The following is a 23,010-nucleotide window of genomic DNA, read 5'->3' as shown; positions in this document are numbered from 1 at the left end:
AAAAAGTGAGCAGTGAGTTGAGAGTTGTAAGTAGCCAAGTACCAAGTAGCCAAGTAAGTTTTAAAATAAAGGAGATATTTTGAAGTATGTCGGAGCCCATGTAAGTGCGGCGGGAGGTGTTGAAAATGCCGTATTAAATGCAAAAAAGATAGGTGCTGACGGTTTTGCCCTGTTTACAAAAAACCAGAGACAATGGTTTGCGAAGCCTTTAAGTGAAAAAAATATAGCTAAATTCAAAGAATATATGCGAGAGCATGGTTTTAGTGCGGATGCAGTTTTACCACATGACAGTTATTTAATAAATTTAGGGCATCCGGAAATTGAAAAAAGGGAAAAATCTCTAAAAAGCTTTATAGACGAGGCTAAACGGGTTGAAAGTTTGGGACTGAAATACCTTAATTTTCATCCTGGAAGCCATCTGAAAAAAATAAGCGAAAATGAGTGTCTTGATTTAATAAGTGAAAGTTTAAATAAAGCTATTAAAGAGACTGAAAGTTGTATTTTCGTAATTGAAACAACTGCGGGACAGGGAAGTAATCTTGGATATAAATTTGAACATTTGGAATATATTATAAATAAAATTACCGATAAAGAAAGAATAGGAGTGTGTATCGATACGGCACATATTTTTGCAGCCGGTTATGATATAAGAACAAAAGAGACATATGAAAAAACTATGAAAAAATTTGATGAAACTGTCGGTTTTAAATATCTTAAGGGCATGCATATAAATGATTCAAAGGCAAAATTTGCAAGCCGTGTGGACAGACACCATTCTTTGGGAAAAGGTGAAATAGGACTTGATGCATTTAAATTTATTATGCGTGATAAACGGATTGACAATATTCCTCTGGTTCTGGAAACAATTGAACCTGAAATTTGGGAAGAAGAAATAAAACTGCTTAAAAGTTTCGAAAATGTATAAATATTTACATATTTTTGAGTCTCCAAAACTTTCCGGAAGTGTTGAAATAAGCGGCGCTAAAAACGCGGCATTACCGGTTATTGCTTCTACGATACTTGCCAAAAATGAAGTAAACCTCTCAAATGTCCCGGAAGTTGCCGATGTAAAAACACTCCTTAAACTTTTTGGATATTTGGGTGCAAGCTATAATTTTAAAAACAACACTTTAACAATAAACACATCTACAATAAACAACACTACCGCAGTTTATGAAATTGTAAAAACAATGAGAGCATCAATCCTGGTTTTAGGCCCTTTGCTTGCAAGGTTCGGCGAGGCAAAAGTTTCTCTTCCCGGAGGCTGTGCCATAGGGGCAAGGCCTGTGGATTTGCATTTAAAGGCACTGGAACTTATGGGAGCTGATATCACAATAGAAGGCGGGTATATTCATGCAAAAGGCAGACTAAAAGGTGCAACAATAATATTTGACAAAATAACAGTCACCGGCAGCGAAAATATAATAATGGCGGCAGCACTTGCAAAAGGGAGAAGCAAAATAATAAATATTGCAAAAGAACCGGAAGTTAATCAATTATGCCAGATTTTAGAAAATGCCGGCGTTAAAATAGAAAGAAAAAATGACGAAATAGTAATTGAAGGCACCGATGGTGAACTTTTAAATTTTCCTAAAATTAGCATAATTCCTGACAGAATAGAAGCGGGAACGTATTTAACCGCAGGTGCAATTACAAATTCCAACATACTTTTAAAGAATGTGATACCAGAGCATATTGAGAGTGTAATAGTCAAACTTTCCCAAATGGGATTTCCTATTGAAGTGAGAGAAAATCAAATAGAAATATTTCCGGCAAAAAAAATAAACCCTGTAGACATAACAACTTCCGAATATCCGGGATTTCCTACAGATATGCAGGCACAGCTTATGGCTGTCGCCACTCAGGCCGAAGGTGTCAGCTCTATAGAAGAGAGACTTTTTGAAAACAGATTTATGCATGTGCCTGAACTAAACAGACTTGGGGCAAACATACAAATACAAGGAAAAATTGCAACTATTAAAGGGCCTACCCAGTTAATAGGTGCTGATGTAATGGCAACAGACCTCAGAGCCAGTTCTGCCTTAGTGTTAGCCGGACTTATTGCAAAAAACGAAACAAAAGTGCACAGGATTTATCATCTTTTCAGGGGATATGAAAAATTAATAGATAAATTTAAAAAACTTTCAGCCGTAATGGAGCTAAAAAGTGAAGAAAGGCCTTAAAATTTTTTTAATTTTTATCAATTATTTAAGTATTTCAAAATAAATTTTTACAACCTCTTTTCTATTTAATTTTCTCCCCAAAAAATATTCCATTGCAAGAACTCCCTGGAAAACCAGCATATCAATACCGCTTTTGGTAATTAGATTATATTTTTGGGCAAGCTTCAAAAAAGGCGTTACTTTTCCGTAAATTACGTCCACGGCATATTCAGCGTTTAGAAAAAGTTTTTCAATAATCTGAGCTGGGGCCGGCAGAATATTTTCATTAAGCCCCGCACTTGTTGTATTAATTATTAAATCATAATCAAAATTTTTAAAATTTTTCCAAGTGAAAGTAACTTTGCCTTTTTTTTGAAAAAACTCAAGCCTGTTTTCGCTCCTGTTTAGAATGTGAGCATCAGGCAGCACATAACTTAAAGCCCTGGCTGTTCCTCCTGCCCCTATTATTAAAACTTTTTTAAATTTGAAATCTTTAATTACTTCCAAAAATCCTTCGGCGTCTGTATTGTATCCGACAATTTTTCCCTCTTCTTCCACAAGCGTATTTACCGCTCCAATTTCTTTTGCCTTGCCCCTGACCTCATCGGCCAGTTTATATGCCCATTCTTTATGCGGCACAGTGACATTTGCGCCTTTTATTTTAAGTTCTTTAAATTTTTTAACAATTTCTTCTCCGTCAGTCAATAAAAATCTTGTATAACAGGCATTGATTTTTTCTTTTTTAAAAAAAGAGTTGTGCATTAAAGGAGATTTGGAATGGCTTACGGGATTTCCAAAAATTAAAAACTCACTACCCCGCCGCTTTTCAAGCGGCCGGGCAGGCTCACAACTCACAACTCACAACTCACTACTCACTACTCACTACTCACTAAATAATTACCTTGTCAGATAAATATAAAATTCTTCTTTTTCAAAATAAAATTTAATTTTTAAAGCTTTTTTCTTCTCAACCAAAACCTTTAATTTTTCCAAATCTTCAAAAACTTTTGGAAGGGTCAGGTCAATTTCTATGTCTTTTTTTTGAAATTCGCTTTTTACGTTTCCCACTATAATATTTGCAAACTCCCCCACCATATCTATTAAATCTTCTTTATTTGTCAATTCTTCGCCGATTAGAATTTTTGCTAAGCTCCTCAGCAAAAATCAGTATCATTAATCCGTCTACATCCCCATAAAAACCTATCGAACTCGATACATAGTTTTTATTTGTGTCTATTTCTATTTCCGTATATTCCGGTTTTTCTTTTTTTGCTTCTATTCCTGTTAAAAGTTCAATTGTTTCTATTGTAGATTTTACAAAATAAGGCAAAAGTTCAACAAGTTCTTTTGTAATTTTTCTTTGGGTTTTATAAACAATTTGCATATTGGCCTTGGCCTCTTTTAAAACATCACTTTGTAAAAAAGTTTTCTCATCTGCAAAAAATACAAATCCCACAATTTCCAAATCTTCAAGAAGTTTAGGCTGCACACCTTTGGTATCAAGTCCGATTATTGTAAGAAGTGCTCCGTATTCAGCGGCTTCAACACCAAGTTTCGAAAGAAATCTGACGGCATGAATATTAAGACCTTTTACATTATTCATATCAAAAACAAATACTCTAAACCCGGTGAGCAAAGAACGCCTAAAATATTCAATATCAAACATATTTATTATATCGGCATCCAAAAAGCCGTCAAAAAAGAAATATACAATATCGTTTTTTGTCACGGCACTTATTGTATTTGCAAACTTAGAAACGATACTGTTTTTTATTATAAGCGCATTTTGAGTATTTATATTCTTTTCATTATCCACTACGACAGGCACATAACCTTTTTTTACTAAGTTAAAAATTATTAAATTTTATGCAACAGATGTAAATATCTTTTGTAATTATTTCTTCCGATGTAAAAAGTTTTTCAACTTCTTCATTTTCATAAATATTGAAATATCTGTTTTCAATTCTAAGGGAAATATCCACTATTTGTTTATTGGCAGAAAATATTGCGCATTCTATATTATTCTTATAAAGTCTTTCAAATATATCATTTAAAAAACGCATGCCGGAAATATTAACACTGATAATTTTACCAAAATCAATGCTGACATATTTAATTTTTCTGTTTATAAAATTATTGATATCCTGGGGTGTTATTATTAAAGAGGCGTTTTGAGAATCCAAAAACCCCTGAGGCCTGATTAAAACCTTTTTACCTGTATAAGATTTTAATACCCCCATTTTTTATTCACTTAATTCTTTTAATGTTGAAACCAATGCGCCCAATTTATTATTAATTTCTTTAAATTCAAGCTCCGGTTTTGAATCTGCAACGATGCCGGCTCCGGCTTGAAAAATTACATTATCTTTTTTAATCAAAGCGCTTCTTATTGTTATGGCACTGTCCATATTTCCGTCAAAGCCGAAATACCCGACGCTTCCCGCATAATAACCTCTTTTTACCTTTTCATATGATGCTATTAACTCCATTGCCTTTATTTTAGGGGCACCGCTTACGGTTCCTGCGGGAAAAGTGGCTTTAAACACATCAAACATATCGTATTTTTCATCTTTTATTCCCACAACATCGCTTACCAAATGCATTACGTGGGAATATCTCTCAACCCTCATAAAATCCTCGACATTCACACTCCCCCCCCTGCTTATTCTTCCTACATCGTTTCTGCCCAAATCCACAAGCATTACATGTTCGGCTCTTTCTTTAGGGTCGTTTATCATATCGTTTTCCATTTCCAAATCTTCTTTTAGGGTTTTGCCTCTTTTCCTTGTTCCGGCTATCGGTCTTAACAAAACAACATCATCGGTAAGTCTTACCATAACCTCCGGAGAAGAACCTATAATTGAAAATTCGCCAAAATCTAAAAAATAGAGATAGGGGGATGGATTTTTGCTTCTAAGTTTCCTGTAAAAAGAAAATTTATCAATTTTTGCTTTTAAATAAAGTCTGTTTGATAAAACAATCTGAAATATATCCCCCGCTTTAATATTCTCTTTCGCTTTTTCCACTATTTCAAAAAACTGCTCTTTATTAAATAAAAAATGTGGCTCTTTTTCTATTTTTATGGGTTTTAAAGGCAGATGTTTATATCCAGAAGTCAGCAAATCCTTTATAATATATAAATAATTTTCCATTTTTTCATCATTGACAATAACGGTGATTTCAGAAGATTTATGGGAAAGGCCTATTATTATTTTAGGCCTTATCATATAAAAATCGGGTATATCGGTTTCATCTTTTAATTTATCCATTTCTTGTTTTAAAACAGGTTCGAATATTTTCACCATATCGTAAGAAACATATCCTATAAATCCGTCGACAAAGCCGATATTAAGTTTTTGTGAAATTTTTTTATAATAATTTTTTTCAATATCTTTATAATATTTTTTTAAAAAGCTAAAAGGGTCTGTATTATAAACTTCTTTTTTATTATTTTTAAAATAAGCCGTTTTATTTCCGTCAAAAACAACTTTTTCCTTTTCGCCTACAAAAATAAAACTGAAATTACCGTTATCGTTGTTTATAACACTTTCAAGCAAAAAAAGTTTTTCACCCGGAAAAAGTGAAGAGATTTGGGAATATATAGCCACCGCTGAAAGTTCGTCTAACAAAAATTTTGTATATACCATTATTTAACCTTGAATATAAATGCATTTTGAGTTAATTTTTCTTTAACAATTTTCAAATTTTTCTTAGCTTCTTTTTCATTTCTAAACGGACCGATTAATATTTTTGTAACAGGTATTTTTTTATGGTTTTTTATTATATAAGTATGATAAATCCTGTAATCAAAGCCTTCTTTTTTTATTAAATTCAAAAATTTTTTATCCGGCTTTTTATATTTTATTAAAGCTGCCACCTGAATATAATATCTGAGTGAAACACTTTTTTTAACTGATGATTCTTTTTTTAGAGTATGTGTGGGTTTATTTTTAGAAATTTCGGAAGTTTGTTTTTTTGACTGTTCCATACCGCTTTGGTCACTGTTTTGAGGCGTTTTGTTAATTCTGTTTTCATTGACCTTTGTTTCATTCTTTTCATTTGTATTGTTTATAATTACATTTTTAGTTAATTTTTCACTTATAGTTGACGTGTTTTCCTCAATAGGAACTTCTTTAAATCCGCCGGAACTCTCTTTTGGAGTTTCATTAACCTGAGGAGGCAAAACAACATTTTCCTGTTTTGAATTTGAATAAATTGCATATACTATAACAGCGATTATAAAAATCAAAAAAGCGATTGCACCGTAAATTAAAGGTTTTTTTATATTTTTCTTAGGTTTAATGTTTAATAAATCATCTTTTTCCATTTTTTCTCCTTACATGTGTTGTGACCAAGATGCACCCCTTTCTTTTTTATACAGTTCATAAGGCAGATTCAATATATTAAATTCCCTTGGCAATTCATCTGTCGGAAACATTCTCCATTGTTTAGGCAGTTTTGAAGATAATTTTAAAGAAAGTTTTTTGGCAAGTTGAATCCCTTCATTTAACGTCGTATGGCCTTTATGCACATACAGATGCAAATGCCCGGGTGTTTTCGAATTGTATGCTGTAAAATTTAAAAAACCTTCCTGCCTTAATATTAAAGAAGCCCTGTTCCAAAATTTCTCAGGGTCTCTTCCGTTATAATCAAAAACAATATTTTCCACCGTATTTTTATTGATTAAATCAAAAGCGATAATTTTTCTTTTTTCAATATGTTCATTCATAATCTTAAGAGTCAAAGGCTCATTTATTCTTTCATATTTATCAAAATAGGTTTTGCCTTTATAGACAATTTTATTTACAATTTTCCCTTTGTATTCAAAATAATAATTTTTATTTATTTTTATCATTGAAACATCTACATTATAGGCCAAAAACGCTCCTTTCCCCAAAAGGGGGACAAATTAATAGGTAGGATTGTTGTAAATTACAAATTTGCCTGCCAATTCTTTTAATTCTTTCGCCACTTTATCCTGAAGCTCTACATTATAAATATCATCTAAAACATCTGCCATTTTTTGTGCAATAAACTTGAATTCTTTTTCTTTCATACCTCTGGCTGTAAGTGCAGGTGAGCCGACTCTTATACCGCTTGTGACAAAAGGGCTTCTTTTCTCGCCCGGAACCGTGTTTTTATTTACTGTTATTCCTGCCCTTCCCAGTGCTTCTTCTGCTTCTTTTCCGCTAAATTCTTTATTTAAAAAGCTGACCAGAATCAAATGGTTGTCCGTTCCGCCGCTTACCAAATCATATCCCCTCTCAAGAAGAACTTCGGCTAAAACTTTTGCATTTGCTTTTACCTGTTTGGCATAATCCTTCCAGCTTGCATCCAAATTCATTTTAAACCCGACCGCTTTCGCAGCAATTACATGAACAAGGGGTCCGCCCTGAATTCCCGGGAAAATTGCAGAATTTATTTTTTTGGCATATTCTTCATTGTTTGTAAGAATTAAACCGCCTCTCGGCCCCCTCAGGGTTTTATGTGTTGTAGTTGTCACCACATCACAGTGCGGAAAAGGATTGGGATGTTCTCCCGCTACCACAAGTCCTGCGATATGGGCAATATCAGCCATTAAAATAGCGCCTACTTCATCAGCGATTTCGCGGAATTTTGCAAAATCAATAACTCTTGGATAAGCGCTTGCACCGCATACTATCATTTTAGGTTTAACTATTTTTGCAATGTCTCTTACCCTGTCGTAATCTATTCTGCCTGTTTTTTCATCTATTCCATAAGAAAAACTGTGATAATGTTTTCCCGAAAAATTAACTTTTGCCCCGTGTGTCAAATGCCCTCCGTTGCTTAAATCCATTCCGAGAAGTTTGTCATACGGTTTCATTAAAGCAACATACACCGCCCCGTTTGCCTGGCTTCCAGAATGCGGCTGAACATTTGCATATTTGCATCCAAATAGCTCTTTTGCCCTGTCGATTGCAAGCTGTTCCACCATATCTGCATATTCGCATCCGCCGTAATATCTTTTACCTGGATAACCTTCTGCGTATTTATTTGTAAAAACACTTCCCATAGCTTCCATAACTTCAGGAAGAGTGAAATTTTCACTGGCAATCATTTCAAGATGATCTGTTTGTCTAACTAACTCTTTTTCCAAAATTGAATATACGTCAGCATCAAAATTTTTTAAACTCATTATAACTCCTTTTTTATTTTGTATCGTCTTTATCAAAAATCTCTTTTTTAGGCTTCATTGTAGGGAATAAAATAACATCTTTAATAGATTCCGTATTGGTCAAAAGCATAACCAGCCTGTCAATTCCTATTCCTTCACCTGCAGTAGGAGGCATTCCGTACTGCAGCGCCCTTATATAATCGTAATCCATATCCATAACCTCTTCATCACCTTTTGCCTTAGCCTCAAGCTGGGCTTTGAACCTTTCATACTGATCCATCGGGTCATTTAATTCGTTAAAACCGTTTGCGATTTCCCTCCCGGCTATAAAAAGTTCAAACCTTTCTGCAAATTCAGGGTTTTCATCGCTTCTTCTTGCAAGAGGTGAAATTTCAATAGGAAACCGGGTTATAAAAGTCGGATTGATAAGCTTATCTTCAACAAATTCGTCAAAAAGTTCCGCCCACAGTTTTCCGCGTGAATCTATATGTTCCTCAATTTCAATTCCTTTTTCTTTTAAATATTTTTTCATAGCTTCAGTATCTTCCAAAATATTTTCTGGAATATTTCCTATTTTAATTAATGCATCTTTATAAGTAATTATTTTCCAATCGTTAAAATCTATTTCCCTCTCTCCAAAAGGCATCTTTTTAGGAAGATGCAACTTCTCAAGCAGATAATTAAAAAGCTCTTTTGTCAAATTCATCAAATCCTGCATATTATGATATGCCCAATAATATTCAAGCATTGTAAATTCAGGGTTATGGGTTTGATCAATTCCTTCGTTTCTGAAATTTCTGTTAAGCTCAAACACTGCTTCAAAACCGCCTACTATAAGTCTTTTTAAGAAAAGTTCAGGTGCTATTCTAAGATTCATTTCTATATCGAGCGCATTATGATGTGTCATAAAAGGTCTTGCATTTGCGCCTCCTACAACTGTATGAAGCATCGGGGTTTCAACTTCCAAAAATCCATGACTCAGAAAAAATTCTCTTATAAGAGAAACAATTTTACTTCTTAATTTAAACCTTTCTCTCGTTTGCTTATTCATTATCATATCAAGATATCTTTGACGGTATTTAGTTTCCACGTCCTGAAGACCGTGGAATTTCTCCGGCAATGGATGAACCGCTTTTGTGAGTATTTTCACAACTTTGGCATGAATTGTAAGCTCTCCAGTTTTAGTAATAAACGGATATCCGCTAACTTCCACAATATCCCCTACTTCAAGATTCTTTTTGAGTAAGTTAAAATTATCACCCAAATCATTTTTATTCATATAAACCTGCAAAATACCGCTTTCGTCTTCAATTTTAAAAAATGCGGCTTTTCCCATGAGCCTTAGGAATTTAACTCTCCCCGCCACTGTGAATATTCTGTTTTCATCCCTTTTGTTTTCAAGATTTTCTATATCTTTGTTTTTTTCTAAAAATTCAGAAATTTTAGTATCTCTTTTAGCATTATGGGCATACGGGTTTATTCCTGCTTCTTTTAAATTGGAAGCTTTTGCCATTCTTTGTTTTACGTATTCGTTGCTAAACATTAATTCCCTTTATTTTTTTGAAATTTTAACATTTTTAGAAAGTTTTTCTAAATCTTTGGGAGAAAGGTTTATTATTTTTTCTCCGGCTTTTAAACATATTGGAAAAGTAATGCTGTTTTTAATATATTTACGGGTTTTTTCTTTAATAAATTCAACTTTATATAAAAGTGCTATAATCACACTTATCAATAAAAAAAACTTAAGCCCGGCAAAAATAAATCCTAAAATTTTATCAAGAGCACCAAGAGAGCTCATTTTTAAAATTTTATTAATTAAAAATCCTATAAAAACAACACTTATCCAAAAACCCACAAAAACAACAATAAAACCCACCAAATCTATGGCGGTATAATTTTTTATTGCAAAAAGATTTTTATCGATATATATTCCGACACTGTGGAAATATTCTCTTGCAAGCCATAATCCGCCTATTAATCCAATGAGTCCTGCAATTTCTTTTACAAATCCGTTAAAAAAACCTTTTATCGCCAATATAAGCGTTATTCCTATAATTACCGCATCAAACCACATTTTTATCCTTATAACTCTACCGCATATTTGTTTCTGCTTTTTTTTGCCTCATATAAAGCCATATCCGCTCTTTTAACAATACCCTCAATACTGTCTCCGCTTTTGTGCATTGTAAGTCCCACTGATATTGTTATGTCTATCAAATGCTCTTTGTATTTCATTTTTGTTTTTTCTATGGTTTTCACTATTCTCTCAATTATAACTTCCGCTGCTTTCAAATCGGTTCTGTTTAGTAAAATTACAAATTCATCACCGCCTATTCTGTATATTTTATGCTCTTTTCTTAAAAGTCTTCTTACTATTTCCACAAGTTTTTTAAGCACAAAATCACCTACCAGATGCCCGTAGGTATCGTTTATTTCTTTAAAATGGTCCAAATCGACAATAGCCAGAGCCATATCCAAATCCCTGTTTTTTCCCGCCTCTAAAATTTCATTTATATCTTTTTCAAAAGCCTTTCTGTTAAATGCTTTTGTGAGAGGATCAACCAAAAGTTCCTTGTAAGCCCTGTCAAGTTCCATCTCCAGTTCATTTATTTTATTTTGCATTTTATTAATCTGATCAAGCAGTTTGGAAGAATATTGAATAACAAGACTTTTAACTTCTTCTGCTTCGACAGGCTCAATTTTTTCAAGCAGTTTAATCGACTCCTCTTTTATATTGTTGGAGGTTTGATTTATATTTTTTACCGTATCTGCGGTTTTGTTTATAAGCTCTTCGCTAAGATTTGGCTCAATACATAAAAGTCTCGGGTTTAACTGGTCTAATATTTTCTCTTCTCTTGTTATATTTACAAAAACATCCCTGTAATAGAGCGGATAAGCAGGTTTATTTGCTTTTTTAAGCTCATTAATCGTTTTCCCGGATATTTTTTCAATCAATTCTTCCATGATTTGCCTTTTTTTGATATTATAAAGCAATTATACAAAAAAAAGGAGTTATTTTGAGAATATCCAAAGAAAAAGCAGTAGATTTAATTAAAAATGGGGATTTAATTACTCTCGGAAAAATGGCGCTTGAAAAGAAAAGAGAGCTTCATCCTGAAAAAATAACCACTTTTATTGTCGACCGAAACATAAATTATACCAATATATGTTTTATTGACTGCAAATTTTGTGCTTTTTACAGGCATAAAAAAAATGAAGATGCATATATTCTGAGTTTTGAAGAAATAGACAAAAAAATTGATGAACTGATAAAAATAGGTGGAACACAGATACTTTTTCAAGGAGGTGTTCATCCGAATTTAAGAATTGATTTTTACGAAAATTTAGTGGAGCACATTCATAAAAAATATCCGGAGATAACCATACATGGATTTTCTGCACCCGAAATTGCATATATAAGCAAAATAAGCAAAATTCCTGTAAAAGAAGTTTTAATAAGGCTAAAAGAAAAAGGGCTTTTTTCAATTCCGGGAGCCGGGGCGGAAATATTAAGCGACAGGGTAAGGGATATAATAGCACCCAATAAAATAGATACTTCCACATGGCTTGAAGTTCATAAAAGCGCACACGAAATAGGCATGCGCTCAACCGCAACAATGATGTTTGGAACAGTGGAAACAATAGAGGAAATAGTGGAACACTGGAATTTAATAAGAAAATTGCAAGACGAAACAGGAGGATTCAGAGCTTTTATTATGTGGTCTTTTCAGCCGTACAATACTGCACTTTATAAAGAAGGTATTGTAAAATATAAGGCTTCTTCAAACAGATATTTAAGGTATCTTGCGGTTGCAAGAGTGTTTTTGGATAATTTTAAAAACATTCAAAGCTCCTGGGTAACACAGGGCAGTTATATCGGACAGCTTGCACTTTTATACGGGGCGAACGACTTAGGTTCTACCATGATGGAAGAAAATGTGGTTAGAAGCGCGGGCGCTCAAAACGCTATGAATCAGCAGGAAATGATTGAACTGATTAAAGACGTTGGGGAAATTCCGGCTAAAAGAAACACGGCGTATGAAATACTTGAAATTTTTGATTAATGAAAATATAAAATTTTTAACTTTTAACTTCTCACTTTTAACTTAAATTAAGCCCTCTGCTTAATTTATTAAATTTCCATTCTTTTCTCGCTTCTTTAATAATGTTTTTATCAAGTTTGCAAATCATCATCTCTTCTTTATTTCCCAAAATATTTTCTGCTTCCCCAAAAGGGTTTATAAGATAACTTTTTCCGTAAAACTCCCATTCTTTCCAGTTTCCCACACGGTTAACCCTTAATACATACATATTTTTTAAAAAAGCAAATGTTTTATGCATTTCAAACCATCTTTTAAAAGAATTAAAAGTTCCAATACTCGGAATTAAAACAATATCAGCCTTTTTAGTTTCAAAATAATCCCAAAATTTAGTAAAATGGCTCTCAAATCCAGACATTATCCCAAAGCGTATATTTTGAATATTAAAAATAAAAGGCCTGTTTTCTTTTTTAGCAAAAAATTTTTCTTCATTCCAATGTGAATATGGCATTAAAATCTGCTGATAATATTTATAAATTCTACCGTTTTTTGCTTTGATGATTATCTTAAAAAATTTTTTATCTTCATATGTCACAACAGGTGCAATGATTACGATATTATAAATTTTAGATAGTTTTTTAAGAAGTTCCAACTGATGTCTTGACTGTTCTATAATAAAATTTTTTGGTGTTTTTTCAAGTTCCTTAAAAAACCTGTTTAAAACATATTCGGGAAGAATAAAAATCTTAACTTTTTCTTTTTTTGCAATATTTATATAATAATCAAGTTTTGTTTTATTTATAGGCAGCTCGGCACTTTGAAGGGCCGCTATTTTCATTTTGTAAGTTCTTTAAACTGAAGTTTGGCCTCTTCTATCATTTTAGCAGCCTCTTCAAGCAGTTTTATACCTTTTTTATAATATTCCATCGCCTGAAAAAGCGTAAGTTCAGGGTCGTTTAATTTTTCCAAAAGCTCTTTTGCCTCTTTTAATTTTTTTTCAAAATCCTGCATAATTCTCCTTTATCAAAATTCATTATCCAACATTCACCATTTTCACTACTCACCACCCCGCCGCTTTGCAAGCGGCCGGACAGGCTTTCACCATTTTCACTATTTACTTAGCTCCTCTTTAATAATATCTTCAAATTTATCTACTTCAACCAAAAAACTGTCATGTCCGTAATCGCTTTTTATTTCATAAAACTCGCAAATTCCGTTTATATCATCCATATATTTTTTAATTTCCCTCATCTCTTCTGGAAAAAACAGCGTATCCCCTGAAAAGGAAATCAAAACAAGTTTGTCTTTAATCTGTGAAAAAGCCTCTTTTGTATTAATAAACCCTCTGCCTATATCAAAAAGTGAAATAGCTTTTAACAAATATATATAACTTAGCGGGTCAAACCATTTTGGAAAAGAGCTTCCGTTATATTCAAGATAACTTTCAACCTGAAATCTGCCGAAAAGTTCAAACATACCGTCTGTTTTTACATAATCTCTTCCAAATTTTTTATCAAATGTTTTAGGGGAAATGTAATTCAGATATCCTATCATTCTGGCAGCCGCCAAACCTTTAAGTCCATTTTTTCTGATGAATTTAGGGTCGTAATTTCCGTTTTTAAATTCACAGTCGCTCCTGATTGCCTCAATCATAGATTTATTAATAGCAATTACATACGGTCTTGTCTGATACGTTGTGGCAATAGGGAAAATTTTTTCAACAAATCCCGGATAATCCACAGCAAATCTTAATGCCTGCATCCCTCCCATACTTCCGCCTATTACGGCTTTTAAGTGTTTAATTCCTAAAAAATCCAATAAAATTTTTTGGGCTTTTACCATATCTTTTATTGTAATTACAGGAAATTTAAGCCTGTATCTTTCACTGCTTCCGGGATATATCGGACTGATAGGACCGGTTGAGCCAAAACAGCTACCTATTACATTGGTTGCTATAACAAAATATTTAGTGGTATCGACCGCTTTTCCATCGCCGATTAAAGAATCCCACCAGCCAGGTTTTCTCTCACCCTCATACATTCCGGCCGCATGATGGGAACCGGAAAGTGCATGTGTTATAAGAATCACATTGTCTTTTTTTTCATTAAGCTCTCCGTATGTTTCATAAATAATCTGCCAAGGTTCAAGAATTCTACCGCTTTCAAGATAAAGAGGTTTTGTAAATTTGGCTATTTTAGTTTCAATCTTCATATTTTCCTTTTTAAACGAAATTTTATCAAACTATTTCTTTATTTTGTCAAGCGGTCCCGGCTTACAAAAATAATAACCCTGATAATAATCAATTCCGAGATTTTTTAATTTATTGTAAATCTCTTCATTCTCAACAAATTCGGCAACAGTTTTAATATTGAATTTTTTGGCAAATTCTATCATCAGTTTTATTATTTCAAAATATTTATCATTATTTATATTTTTTACAATCGTTCCATCTATTTTTATAAAATCCGGTTTAAGCTCCAATATTCTTATATAATTTGAATATCCGCTTCCAAAATCATCAATTGAAATTTTTATGCCTTTACTTTTGACATAATCAATAAATTTTTTTATAAGCTCAAAATCTTTTATGCTTTCACTCTCGAGTATTTCAAATGTTATTTCAGATGTTTTTTTACAATTATTTATAAGGTTTAATAAAATTCTGTTTGTTTCCTCGTTTACTATATCTATAAAAGAGAGATTAATAGAGACATTTTTTATTTTTCCGTTTTTCACATCGTCAAACACTTTTTTAATCATTATTTGAGAAAAATTATGATAGAGCTTTGCCTCTTTCAAAAGGTCCATAAAATAAAAAGGAGGCATAATTTTACCGTCTATTTCGACTCTCATAAGCGCTTCGTATTTTTCTTTTTCTCCTTTTATACACTGATAATAAGGAATTATTTTTTTATATTCCAAAACTTTTTTAAGTTTTTGTATTGTTTTTATTCTTTCACTCTGCTCTTTTTCTATTTTTTCATTAAACAAAACACAGTTTTCACTGTATTTTTTAGCTTCTTTTAAAGCACTTTCAGCTGTTTTTAAAAGTTTTCCCTTTTCATTGCTTCCGCTTACACTGAAAGATATTTCTATAAGGTTAAACTCATATTCGTTATTTGCAATTTCGCACAAATCTTTTTCAGTGATTTTTCTTTTAAATCCAATTACAAATTCATCGCTTCCGGCTCTGTATACATTTTTATATTTTGATAAAAATTTTTTAGCAATACTTTTTAAAATTTCATTTCCAGCTTCAAATCCGTAAACATCGTTTACATCGGAAAAATCATCAATATCAATAAGAATCAAACTTCTATAATTTTTCAGATTTTCTATCAGTTTATGCCTGTTTGGCAAATTTGTCAGAGAATCAAAATAATATCTTTTTTTCAGTTCCTCAATCAACTCCTCATATTCTTTAAATATTTTAATCTGAAACTTTTTAATAAAGTATGCCAAAACAATGTACAAAATTATCAATAAAACAAAATATATAAAAATTCCTATCAAAAAAATTTTTTTAAATTCTTTCTGCTGTCCTACTATCTCTTTTTTTATTTCATTTTTTATCTGGGATGCGTAAATACCTTTTGCGATAGTAAAATTAAAATTTTTTATCAGTGTAAAATAACTAATTTTTTCTTCAATTTTATCAGTCTTTGGATTTTTGAAATAATATTTTATAAAACAGTTTTTATGATTTTTAAAACACTCAAGATATTTTTTTCTGAAATAATTACCTTTTACATCAGGTTTGTTTATAGATAAGATCATTTCCTTCCTTTTTTCTTAATTTTGGTGGCATATAATATACATACCCAAAAATTCCATCTTTATCCGGATAAAAAGTAGTTATTTTTCCTATAGCTATATAACTTGGATTGTTTTTATTTATTTCATCGAGATATTTTTTTATTTTATTTAACGCCAGATTATCAAGATATTTTTTATTAATTCCCGCTATATAGACATTTTTTCCTTTATTTATAAAATAAACCAAAAATTTATTATTTTTATAATTCAGTATAATATATCTGTTTTTATATATTTCATAATTTAATTTTTTATTTATCACTTTTCCATAAATAAAACTGTTGTCTTTTGAAATATAAAAATTATTTATTGTATTTTTTTCAAGCAATATTTTTAAAAAAATTTCTAAATTTGAATTTGCCACACTATAGGATGTATCAAAAATCAAATTAAACGTTTTTTTAAATTTATCAACATCCTGTTTTAAATGCATTTTTTCTATATTAATTACCCTTTTTTCAGTTTCATATATATCTTTTTCCAAAATATATCTTATATACTGGTAAAAAATCACAAAAAAAAATACTGAAAAAATAAAAAAAAGCAAAACCGGAATTAAAGAGAGTTTTTTAATCTTTTTTTTCATTCAAAGCCTCTTTTAAATCATTAATTAAATCTTCAACATCCTCAAGTCCAATACTAAGTCTTATAAGCCCTTCGTCAACCCCCGCTTTTATCAGCTCTTCTTTGTTTAACTGCTGGTGTGTTGTGCTTGCAGGATGTGTTACAATGGATTTAGAATCCCCTATATTTGTTACAAGGGAAAAAATTTCAAGAGAATTTGCTATATTTTTTGCCTTTTCATAACTCTCCACAACAAAACTCACAATTCCACCGGCATATTTAAGATATTTTTTGGCATATTTATAATTTATATCATCTTCCAAAAAAGGATAATTTACTTTTTTTATATTTTTTTGAGATTTTAAAAATCTGGCTATTTCAAGTGCGTTTTGACTGTGGGCTTTTATTCTAAGATGCAAATGCTCAAGCCCCAAAATCATAAGCCATGCGTTAAAAGGCGACATTACCGCCCCGAAATCCCTCAGAAGCGCCAATCTGGCCCTTGCTGTGAAAGGAGTTTCAAATTTTTTATTATAAACAAGTCCGTGATAACTCTCATCCGGCTCGTTAAACTGAGGATATCTGTATGAAGAGAGCTTTTCTTTGGCACTTTTTCCCTCAATTATAACACCGCCTATTGCACTCCCGTTTCCCACTATATATTTGCTTGAACTGTGCAACACAATATCGCATCCGAGTGTAAGAGGCTTTACACCGTAAGGAGTTGCAATTGTATTATCACAAATTAATATAACACCTCTTTCTTTTGCCACTTTGGCTATTCCTTCAAAATCAGGCACAGCAAGAGCAGGGTTTGAAACACTCTCAATCAGAATTGCTTTTGTTCCCTCATCTATCATATCTTCCAGCATCTCAGGATTGTGAACATCAAAAAATTTAGCTTTAATACCAAATTTATTCAATGTATGGGTAGAAAGGGTTATACTTCCCCCGTATAATTTATTTGAAATAATTATATTATCCCCGCTTTGCACTAAATTTGTAAGAGAATAAAATACCGCCGCCATTCCGCTTGCCGTTGCAACAGCCCCTATTCCCCTTTCCAGCGCCGCTATTCTTTTTTCAAAAACTCTTGTAGTGGGGTTATCAAGTCTTGTATAAATATTTCCAGTTTCTTCCAGATTAAAAAGCCTTGCCGCATGCTCCGTGCTTTCATATTCGTAAGCCGTGGTCATATAAATAGGAACCTGCATCGCTTTTTGATTGTCTTTTTCATATCCTAAATGTAGGGCTAAAGTTGCATCTTTCATAAAAACGCCTTTTATAGTAAAATTATTAAAAATTATACCATAAGGAAAAGAGTTGAAAGACAAAGTTTTCAATAAACCGATAAAAAAACAGTTCGAATTTGACGAGGAGGTTGCCAGTGTATTTGACGATATGCTAAATAGAAGCGTCCCTTTTTATAAAGAAAATTTAAATTTACAAATAGATATTTTAAAAAATTTTTTAAAAGAAAGCGATAAAATTGTGGATCTGGGAAGTTCAACCGGAACTTTTTTAATAGAACTTGCCAAAAAAAGCGATAAAAAACTTGATTTGACAGGTATAGACAATTCAGACGCTATGATTAAAAGGGCAAAAAACAAGGCAAAAGCATTTGGAGTTGATATTAAATTTATTAAAACGGATTTTTTAAATTATGAAATTAAAAATTCAAACGCTATTATTGCAAATTACACAATTCAATTCATAAGACCCCTAAAAAGGGAAAAGCTCATTAAAAAAATTTACAATTCCCTGAAAAATGACGGAATATTTTTAATGAGCGAAAAACTTGTTACAAATGATAAAAAATTAAATAAAACAATGATAGATTTATATTATGATTATAAAAAGAAAATGGGATATTCAGAATATGAAATAGCTAGGAAGAGAGAGGCTCTCGAAAATGTTTTAATTCCCTATACTATGGAAGAGAATATTGAAATGCTGAAAACTGCAGGATTTAAAGAGGTTGAGGTAATTTTCAGATGGAATAATTTTGCAACTTTTATTGCTTTTAAATAGCTACAATTTTATCCCTACCGCTGTTTTTAGCCTCATATAAAGCTTCATCAACCCTTTTTATAATATTTTCTATATCGCCATCATTTCTGAATTCTGTAATACCGCAGCTTATTGTGAATTTTACAGGTGTTTGGACAAATTCATTTTCCTGCAGTTCTCTTTTTAATTTTTGACAAATTTGTTTAGCTTTTTGTAAATCTGTATAAGGAAAAATCAGCATAAACTCTTCCCCGCCCCATCTTGCAAAAAAATCACTTTTTCTAATATTTTTTCTTATAAAAGAAGTCATTTTTTTAAGAACAATATCCCCTGTGTCGTGACCGTATGTATCATTTATTTTTTTAAAATGGTCAATATCTATCATTGCCAGTGAAAACGTTGTATTATATCGTTTTGCCCTTAAAAACTCTTCTTTCAGTTTTTGGTTAAAAAATCTTCTGTTCGGTATTTTTGTCAAAGGGTCGTGAATTGCCTCAAATTCCGCTTTATTTTTTTCTTTTTCCAATAACTTGTTATATTTTATAAAAATAAATTCTAATCTTTTAGAAAGAAAATATGCCAATAAACCCGAAAATATTAAAACTGCCAAAAAAGTAAAAATCAAACTTTTATAAAATGATTTAAATTCATTGCTTATTCTTCTTTTTTCTTTATTTACATACTTATCTATATCCTGCTGAATATACAAACCACTTCCTATTACAGCATCTATTGTTTTATTGTATATTACATATGTGAGTTTTTTTTTCTATTTTATTATCATTTGGATTTAACCATTTATAAATCACAAAAGCCCCGTTTTTACTTGATAATGCTCTTTTTATTATCTCTTTTATAAAATATTTCCCATCAACATCTTTTAAATTCAAAATATTTTTCCTAATTTTCTTTTACATGTAGGATTTATAATTAATGTGCCGTCTTTTTTAATTATAAAAAAATAATTATTATTTCCATATTTTTTAATCATTACTCTTTGAAAAATCTGATTTTCTATTTTTTTCTTTATTTCATCAACATATTCTCCGGAACCTATTATCAAATTAAGTTCAGGTATATATTTGATAAAATCAATTTTTAAATATTTTTTATTTGTATGGTTTGGTTTGAAAAATTTTATTTCAATAAACCCTTCACTGCTTTTTTGCAAAATTTTTTTACTCATTTCATAAAAAGATATATGATTTGACAAATAAATTGTTTTAATGCTTCTTCCTAAAAAAGAATTTAATTTATGGACTTTTGTTATTCCGTTGATATCATATGCAAAAATATAATTCTGATTTAAACATTTATTCAAATTATTAAGTATTTTATAATAAATGTTTTGTTTTTATTCAAAGAATAAAGACTTTTAACGGTATAATAAATTAGATAAACCCTGTGTTTTACACTTTTTTTAGTTTCATCAATACTGAATTTTAAAGCATTGTCAACATCTTGCGATAGACTAACCACATGTTCTTTAATATAACTTTTTTTACTGTTTATTAAATTTTCAATATCTTTATTTATTTCATTTTTTTTAAATATTTTCAAAGTAATAAATGATGAAATCATTAACAGTAAAAATGAAAACATTATTAATAAAACAGGATATAAAAACATTTTTTTAATTAAACTTTTTTCCGTGCTTTTTAACATGCTATTCCTTAAAATTTATACTAATACTTCCAAGCACTTCAAATTTAGCATTAGGGTCTATTTCCGCATGGGATAATACTACCACATCCACACCGAATCTTTCAAGTATTTCGGCAAGCGGCTTTCTGATTAACGGATCCACTATCAACACCACCGGAGCAATTCCCTTATTTACAATTTCGCTAGCCGCATTGCTTATTTCCTCAACTAATTTATTCATCTCAGAAACCGTTAAGATAAACTGCTTATTATCTCCCTGCTGCTGAAGTTTTGAAAGCAAGAACTGTTCAGTCTGCGTATCAAATGTAATAAGTTTAAGCGTACCGTCCTCACTTTCATAAAGTTTTGTTATAACCCTGCTTAAGTTGCTTCTTACATGCTCAACTATTGTATCAATATTTTTAGTATATTCGGCAATATCGGCAATTGTTTCAAGAATTGTAATCATATCTTTAATTGGAATTTTTTCATGAAGCAGAGATTTAAGAACACGCTGAATCAGTCCGATATTTGCAACTTTCAAGGTATCGTCCGTAATTGCCGGGAAATCTTTCTTAATTCTCTCAATCAATGCTTGAGTCTCCTGACGGGTAAGTAGCTCCTCTGCATATTTTTTTATAATTTCACTGAGATGTGTAACTATTACAGTCGAAGCATCAACAACAGTATATCCGTTCATTAAAGCCTCTTCTTTTTTATCTTCGTCTATCCATATGGCATCTATTCCAAAAGCAGGCTCTTTTACGTGTTCCCCCTCAATTTCTTCAATCACCATGGGCGTTGACATAGCAAGATATCTGTCTGGATAAACTTTACCTTTGGCCACTTCAACCCCTTTTAATAAAATCTGATACTCGTTTGGTTCTAACTGAATATTATCTTTTATTCTGATTTGCGGTACCAAAAACCCAAAATCAGAGGCTATTTTTTTTCTCATTGTTTTTATTCTCTCAAGCAAATCCCCTCCCTGATTCGGATCGGCAATTTTAATAAGCTGATAACCGATATCAAGCTCGAGCAGCTCAACTTTCAAAATATTTTCCAATACCCTCTCTTCTTCTTTTGCAAGTTCTTCAGGGGATTTTTTAGGCTTCTCTTCTTCTTTCGCAAATTCTTCAGGTGATTTTTTAGGCTTTGGAGGCGGTTTTTTTCTGAATTTTGCAATAATTGCCGCAAGCGGGTCTACCCCTTTTTGGGTTTCCATCATTAAATATCCTGTCATTAAAAATACAAGTCCCAAAAATATCATACTTCCTCTAGGAAATCCGGGGATAAAAGCCATAAAAAAAAGAAATGTCCCTACAATTAAAATAACCTTGTAATCTTTCATTAACTGTTTAATAACACCCTCTGCAAAATTACTTTCATCTTTACTTGCCCTGGTTATTATAATACCTGTAGCTGTTGAAACCATAAGTGCCGGAATCTGCCCAACAAGACCGTCTCCAATCGTTAATATGGTATATGTGGAAGCAGCCTCGGCAATATCCATATTATGCTGAAAAATACCTATTAAAAGCCCGGCTATAATATTGACAAGTGTAATAATAATTCCGGCAATCGCATCACCTTTTACAAATTTGCTGGCCCCGTCCATTGCACCGTAAAAATTTGCTTCCTGGATAAGTTCCGCCCTTCTTCTTTTTGCTTCGTTTTCATCAATAAGTCCGGCATTCAAATCGGCATCTATAGCCATCTGTTTTCCGGGCATCGCATCAAGGGTAAATCTTGCCGCCACTTCAGCAACCCTGGTTGAGCCCTGGGTAATTACCATAAAGTTTATAATAACAAGTATTGTAAATACAATAATACCTATAATATAATTTCCACCAACAACAAATTCTCCAAAAGCGGAGATTATTTTACTTACGGCATCAGGCCCTAAATAACCGTTTGAGAGAATCATTCTTGTTGTTGCAACATTCAGTGAAAGCCTGTAAAGCGTAACAATCAAAATCAGTGTGGGGAAAGTTGTAAAATCAGTAGGTTTTGGGATATATAAACTAAGAAGTAAAATTAATATACCCACAGATAAAGATATCGTGAGAAAAAAATCAAGTATTCCGTTTGGCAGCGGAATAATAATAATTAAAAGTATTGCAAAAACAAAAGCAACAACACCTAAATCAGTTATTTCGCTTAATAACTTAAGTGAATTTTTAATTTTATTTATCAGATTTCATCCTTATAACATCTTCTAAAGTCATATCTTTTATAATTTCATCAAGTTTATTTTCCAAAAATACAAAAAAAGGTCTCACACAGCAGATATTTGCCCTGTTCCTTACACAGTTTTCAGGCTTTTTGGAGCAGTAAAAAACCAGAGAATCTTTATCTTCAATAACTTTAAACAGCTCTAATATTTTTATATCTTTGGGTTTTTTTTCAAGTAAAAAACCTCCGTGTATCCCTTTAAAGGATTTAACATAACCTTTTTTTGACAATGTTTGCAGCAGTTTTGCCAAAAACGGTTTTGGCAGTGAAGTTATTTCGGAAAGTTTCGTAACATCCACAGGCTTATCAAACCTTGAAAGCTCCATCAAAGCCTGCAGAGTATAAGCGCTTGATTTTGTAAACAGCATATCAACCCTTTTTGCAAAATTATACCTAAATTATC

At 31.7% G+C, this 23,010-nt stretch carries 27 protein-coding genes; 4 read left to right on the top strand and 23 right to left on the bottom strand.

All coding sequences use genetic code 11. From position 1 onward, the window contains the following. The first annotated feature begins 79 nt into the window (after positions 1-79). Complete coding sequence (gene nfo / locus DZ67_RS0107990; protein WP_024788117.1) at positions 80-925, top strand: deoxyribonuclease IV; 846 nt, start codon at positions 80-82, stop codon at positions 923-925. Continuing rightward, positions 918-2,183 (top strand): UDP-N-acetylglucosamine 1-carboxyvinyltransferase, encoded by a 1,266-nt coding sequence (murA, locus tag DZ67_RS0107985; protein WP_024788116.1) that lies wholly within the window; start codon positions 918-920, stop codon positions 2,181-2,183. Before nfo ends, murA begins: the two co-directional genes overlap by 8 nt. 21 nt (positions 2,184-2,204) lie before the next feature. Here the strand turns inward: murA and DZ67_RS0107980 are convergent, their stop codons facing one another. The 11 genes from DZ67_RS0107980 to DZ67_RS0107940 are packed head-to-tail and all read right to left on the bottom strand — an operon-like array spanning position 2,205 to position 11,262. Continuing rightward, a complete protein-coding gene (locus DZ67_RS0107980) occupies positions 2,205-3,017 on the bottom strand; it encodes a shikimate dehydrogenase (protein ID WP_024791983.1) in 813 nt (270 codons plus the stop codon). A 42-nt stretch (positions 3,018-3,059) separates the two neighbouring features. Next, complete coding sequence (locus DZ67_RS10985; protein WP_024790998.1) at positions 3,060-3,284, bottom strand: chemotaxis protein CheX; 225 nt, start codon at positions 3,282-3,284, stop codon at positions 3,060-3,062. Continuing rightward, positions 3,274-3,978, bottom strand: a complete 705-nt coding sequence (locus tag DZ67_RS10980; RefSeq protein ID WP_236619542.1) for a hypothetical protein — start codon at positions 3,976-3,978, stop codon at positions 3,274-3,276. Before DZ67_RS10980 ends, DZ67_RS10985 begins: the two co-directional genes overlap by 11 nt. Before the next feature lie 31 nt (positions 3,979-4,009). Further along, on the bottom strand, positions 4,010-4,402 hold the full coding sequence (locus tag DZ67_RS10975; protein WP_236619541.1) for an STAS domain-containing protein: 393 nt from the start codon (positions 4,400-4,402) through the stop codon (positions 4,010-4,012). Positions 4,403-4,405: 3 nt separating this feature from the next. Then, positions 4,406-5,809, bottom strand: a complete 1,404-nt coding sequence (locus tag DZ67_RS0107970) for an anthranilate synthase component I family protein (protein ID WP_024788114.1) — start codon at positions 5,807-5,809, stop codon at positions 4,406-4,408. Then, complete coding sequence (locus DZ67_RS0107965) at positions 5,809-6,489, bottom strand: SPOR domain-containing protein (protein ID WP_024788113.1); 681 nt, start codon at positions 6,487-6,489, stop codon at positions 5,809-5,811. The genes DZ67_RS0107970 and DZ67_RS0107965 overlap by 1 nt, the downstream gene beginning before the upstream one ends. Before the next feature lie 9 nt (positions 6,490-6,498). Beyond that, positions 6,499-7,041, bottom strand: coding sequence for a DUF1882 domain-containing protein (locus DZ67_RS0107960; RefSeq protein WP_024788112.1), 543 nt, complete (start codon positions 7,039-7,041; stop codon positions 6,499-6,501). A gap of 30 nt (positions 7,042-7,071) precedes the next feature. Then, positions 7,072-8,322: a serine hydroxymethyltransferase gene (locus DZ67_RS0107955; RefSeq protein ID WP_173391326.1), complete on the bottom strand. Its 1,251-nt coding sequence runs from the start codon at positions 8,320-8,322 to the stop codon at positions 7,072-7,074. Between the two features lie 10 nt (positions 8,323-8,332). After that, positions 8,333-9,841: a lysine--tRNA ligase gene (gene lysS / locus DZ67_RS0107950; RefSeq protein ID WP_024791982.1), complete on the bottom strand. Its 1,509-nt coding sequence runs from the start codon at positions 9,839-9,841 to the stop codon at positions 8,333-8,335. A 9-nt stretch (positions 9,842-9,850) separates the two neighbouring features. Then, a complete protein-coding gene (locus DZ67_RS0107945; protein WP_024788109.1) occupies positions 9,851-10,372 on the bottom strand; it encodes a CvpA family protein in 522 nt (173 codons plus the stop codon). 8 nt (positions 10,373-10,380) lie between these two features. After that, positions 10,381-11,262, bottom strand: coding sequence for a GGDEF domain-containing protein (locus tag DZ67_RS0107940; RefSeq protein WP_024788108.1), 882 nt, complete (start codon positions 11,260-11,262; stop codon positions 10,381-10,383). 53 nt (positions 11,263-11,315) lie between these two features. Between DZ67_RS0107940 and DZ67_RS0107935 the strand changes: the two genes are divergently transcribed. Continuing rightward, positions 11,316-12,362, top strand: a complete 1,047-nt coding sequence (locus tag DZ67_RS0107935; protein ID WP_201767432.1) for a dehypoxanthine futalosine cyclase — start codon at positions 11,316-11,318, stop codon at positions 12,360-12,362. Positions 12,363-12,399: 37 nt separating this feature from the next. On the opposite strand, the gene DZ67_RS0107930 is transcribed toward DZ67_RS0107935, so the two are convergent. The 6 genes from DZ67_RS0107930 to DZ67_RS0107905 form a co-directional block, all read right to left on the bottom strand. Then, positions 12,400-13,176, bottom strand: coding sequence for a carbon-nitrogen hydrolase family protein (locus DZ67_RS0107930; protein ID WP_024788106.1), 777 nt, complete (start codon positions 13,174-13,176; stop codon positions 12,400-12,402). Beyond that, on the bottom strand, positions 13,173-13,349 hold the full coding sequence (gene xseB / locus DZ67_RS0107925; protein WP_024788105.1) for an exodeoxyribonuclease VII small subunit: 177 nt from the start codon (positions 13,347-13,349) through the stop codon (positions 13,173-13,175). Before xseB ends, DZ67_RS0107930 begins: the two co-directional genes overlap by 4 nt. A gap of 99 nt (positions 13,350-13,448) precedes the next feature. Further along, on the bottom strand, positions 13,449-14,549 hold the full coding sequence (gene metX / locus DZ67_RS0107920) for a homoserine O-acetyltransferase MetX (protein ID WP_024791981.1): 1,101 nt from the start codon (positions 14,547-14,549) through the stop codon (positions 13,449-13,451). A 30-nt stretch (positions 14,550-14,579) separates the two neighbouring features. Beyond that, complete coding sequence (locus DZ67_RS10040) at positions 14,580-16,115, bottom strand: EAL domain-containing protein (protein ID WP_024791980.1); 1,536 nt, start codon at positions 16,113-16,115, stop codon at positions 14,580-14,582. After that, positions 16,090-16,740: a hypothetical protein gene (locus DZ67_RS0107910; protein ID WP_024791979.1), complete on the bottom strand. Its 651-nt coding sequence runs from the start codon at positions 16,738-16,740 to the stop codon at positions 16,090-16,092. The genes DZ67_RS10040 and DZ67_RS0107910 overlap by 26 nt, the downstream gene beginning before the upstream one ends. Next, a complete protein-coding gene (locus DZ67_RS0107905; protein ID WP_024791978.1) occupies positions 16,724-17,989 on the bottom strand; it encodes an O-acetylhomoserine aminocarboxypropyltransferase/cysteine synthase family protein in 1,266 nt (421 codons plus the stop codon). Before DZ67_RS0107905 ends, DZ67_RS0107910 begins: the two co-directional genes overlap by 17 nt. 52 nt (positions 17,990-18,041) lie before the next feature. Between DZ67_RS0107905 and cmoA the strand changes: the two genes are divergently transcribed. Beyond that, positions 18,042-18,749, top strand: a complete 708-nt coding sequence (gene cmoA / locus DZ67_RS0107900) for a carboxy-S-adenosyl-L-methionine synthase CmoA (RefSeq protein ID WP_024791977.1) — start codon at positions 18,042-18,044, stop codon at positions 18,747-18,749. On the opposite strand, the gene DZ67_RS10035 is transcribed toward cmoA, so the two are convergent. The 6 genes from DZ67_RS10035 to DZ67_RS0107865 are packed head-to-tail and all read right to left on the bottom strand — an operon-like array spanning position 18,742 to position 22,975. Further along, on the bottom strand, positions 18,742-19,437 hold the full coding sequence (locus DZ67_RS10035; protein ID WP_024788099.1) for a GGDEF domain-containing protein: 696 nt from the start codon (positions 19,435-19,437) through the stop codon (positions 18,742-18,744). The two genes, cmoA and DZ67_RS10035, sit on opposite strands and share 8 nt — an antisense overlap. A gap of 28 nt (positions 19,438-19,465) precedes the next feature. Then, positions 19,466-19,618, bottom strand: a complete 153-nt coding sequence (locus tag DZ67_RS10460) for a cache domain-containing protein (RefSeq protein ID WP_162147154.1) — start codon at positions 19,616-19,618, stop codon at positions 19,466-19,468. Beyond that, a complete protein-coding gene (locus DZ67_RS0107885; protein WP_024791976.1) occupies positions 19,615-20,049 on the bottom strand; it encodes a cache domain-containing protein in 435 nt (144 codons plus the stop codon). Before DZ67_RS0107885 ends, DZ67_RS10460 begins: the two co-directional genes overlap by 4 nt. Next, complete coding sequence (locus tag DZ67_RS0107880; RefSeq protein WP_024791975.1) at positions 20,046-20,393, bottom strand: hypothetical protein; 348 nt, start codon at positions 20,391-20,393, stop codon at positions 20,046-20,048. The genes DZ67_RS0107885 and DZ67_RS0107880 overlap by 4 nt, the downstream gene beginning before the upstream one ends. 1 nt (position 20,394) lies before the next feature. Continuing rightward, entirely contained in the window at positions 20,395-22,569 is a 2,175-nt protein-coding gene (gene flhA, locus DZ67_RS0107875; protein WP_035907242.1) for a flagellar biosynthesis protein FlhA, read from the bottom strand. Then, entirely contained in the window at positions 22,559-22,975 is a 417-nt protein-coding gene (locus tag DZ67_RS0107865; protein ID WP_024788096.1) for an Rrf2 family transcriptional regulator, read from the bottom strand. The genes flhA and DZ67_RS0107865 overlap by 11 nt, the downstream gene beginning before the upstream one ends. Positions 22,976-23,010: the final 35 nt, after the last annotated feature.

Origin of the sequence: Lebetimonas sp. JS138 (genome assembly GCF_000523335.1) — a bacterium.
GTDB lineage: Bacteria > Campylobacterota > Campylobacteria > Campylobacterales > Nautiliaceae > Lebetimonas.
Note: the sequence above shows the minus strand (reverse complement) of the source record. Positions and strands in the feature narration are given on the sequence as shown.

Excerpts from the sequence above, each read along its gene's own strand:
- murA (WP_024788116.1), top strand. The coding sequence starts at position 918 with ATGTATAAATATTTACATATTTTTGAGTCTCCAAAACTTTCCGGAAGT.
- DZ67_RS10975 (WP_236619541.1), bottom strand. The coding sequence starts at position 4,402 with ATGGGGGTATTAAAATCTTATACAGGTAAAAAGGTTTTAATCAGGCCT.
- DZ67_RS0107970 (WP_024788114.1), bottom strand. The coding sequence starts at position 5,809 with ATGGTATATACAAAATTTTTGTTAGACGAACTTTCAGCGGTGGCTATA.
- DZ67_RS0107965 (WP_024788113.1), bottom strand. The coding sequence starts at position 6,489 with ATGGAAAAAGATGATTTATTAAACATTAAACCTAAGAAAAATATAAAA.
- lysS (WP_024791982.1), bottom strand. The coding sequence starts at position 9,841 with ATGTTTAGCAACGAATACGTAAAACAAAGAATGGCAAAAGCTTCCAAT.
- DZ67_RS0107945 (WP_024788109.1), bottom strand. The coding sequence starts at position 10,372 with ATGTGGTTTGATGCGGTAATTATAGGAATAACGCTTATATTGGCGATA.
- DZ67_RS0107940 (WP_024788108.1), bottom strand. The coding sequence starts at position 11,262 with ATGGAAGAATTGATTGAAAAAATATCCGGGAAAACGATTAATGAGCTT.
- DZ67_RS0107930 (WP_024788106.1), bottom strand. The coding sequence starts at position 13,176 with ATGAAAATAGCGGCCCTTCAAAGTGCCGAGCTGCCTATAAATAAAACA.
- xseB (WP_024788105.1), bottom strand. The coding sequence starts at position 13,349 with ATGCAGGATTTTGAAAAAAAATTAAAAGAGGCAAAAGAGCTTTTGGAA.
- metX (WP_024791981.1), bottom strand. The coding sequence starts at position 14,549 with ATGAAGATTGAAACTAAAATAGCCAAATTTACAAAACCTCTTTATCTT.
- DZ67_RS10040 (WP_024791980.1), bottom strand. The coding sequence starts at position 16,115 with ATGATCTTATCTATAAACAAACCTGATGTAAAAGGTAATTATTTCAGA.
- DZ67_RS0107910 (WP_024791979.1), bottom strand. The coding sequence starts at position 16,740 with ATGAAAAAAAAGATTAAAAAACTCTCTTTAATTCCGGTTTTGCTTTTT.
- DZ67_RS0107905 (WP_024791978.1), bottom strand. The coding sequence starts at position 17,989 with ATGAAAGATGCAACTTTAGCCCTACATTTAGGATATGAAAAAGACAAT.
- DZ67_RS0107880 (WP_024791975.1), bottom strand. The coding sequence starts at position 20,393 with ATGTTAAAAAGCACGGAAAAAAGTTTAATTAAAAAAATGTTTTTATAT.
- DZ67_RS0107865 (WP_024788096.1), bottom strand. The coding sequence starts at position 22,975 with ATGCTGTTTACAAAATCAAGCGCTTATACTCTGCAGGCTTTGATGGAG.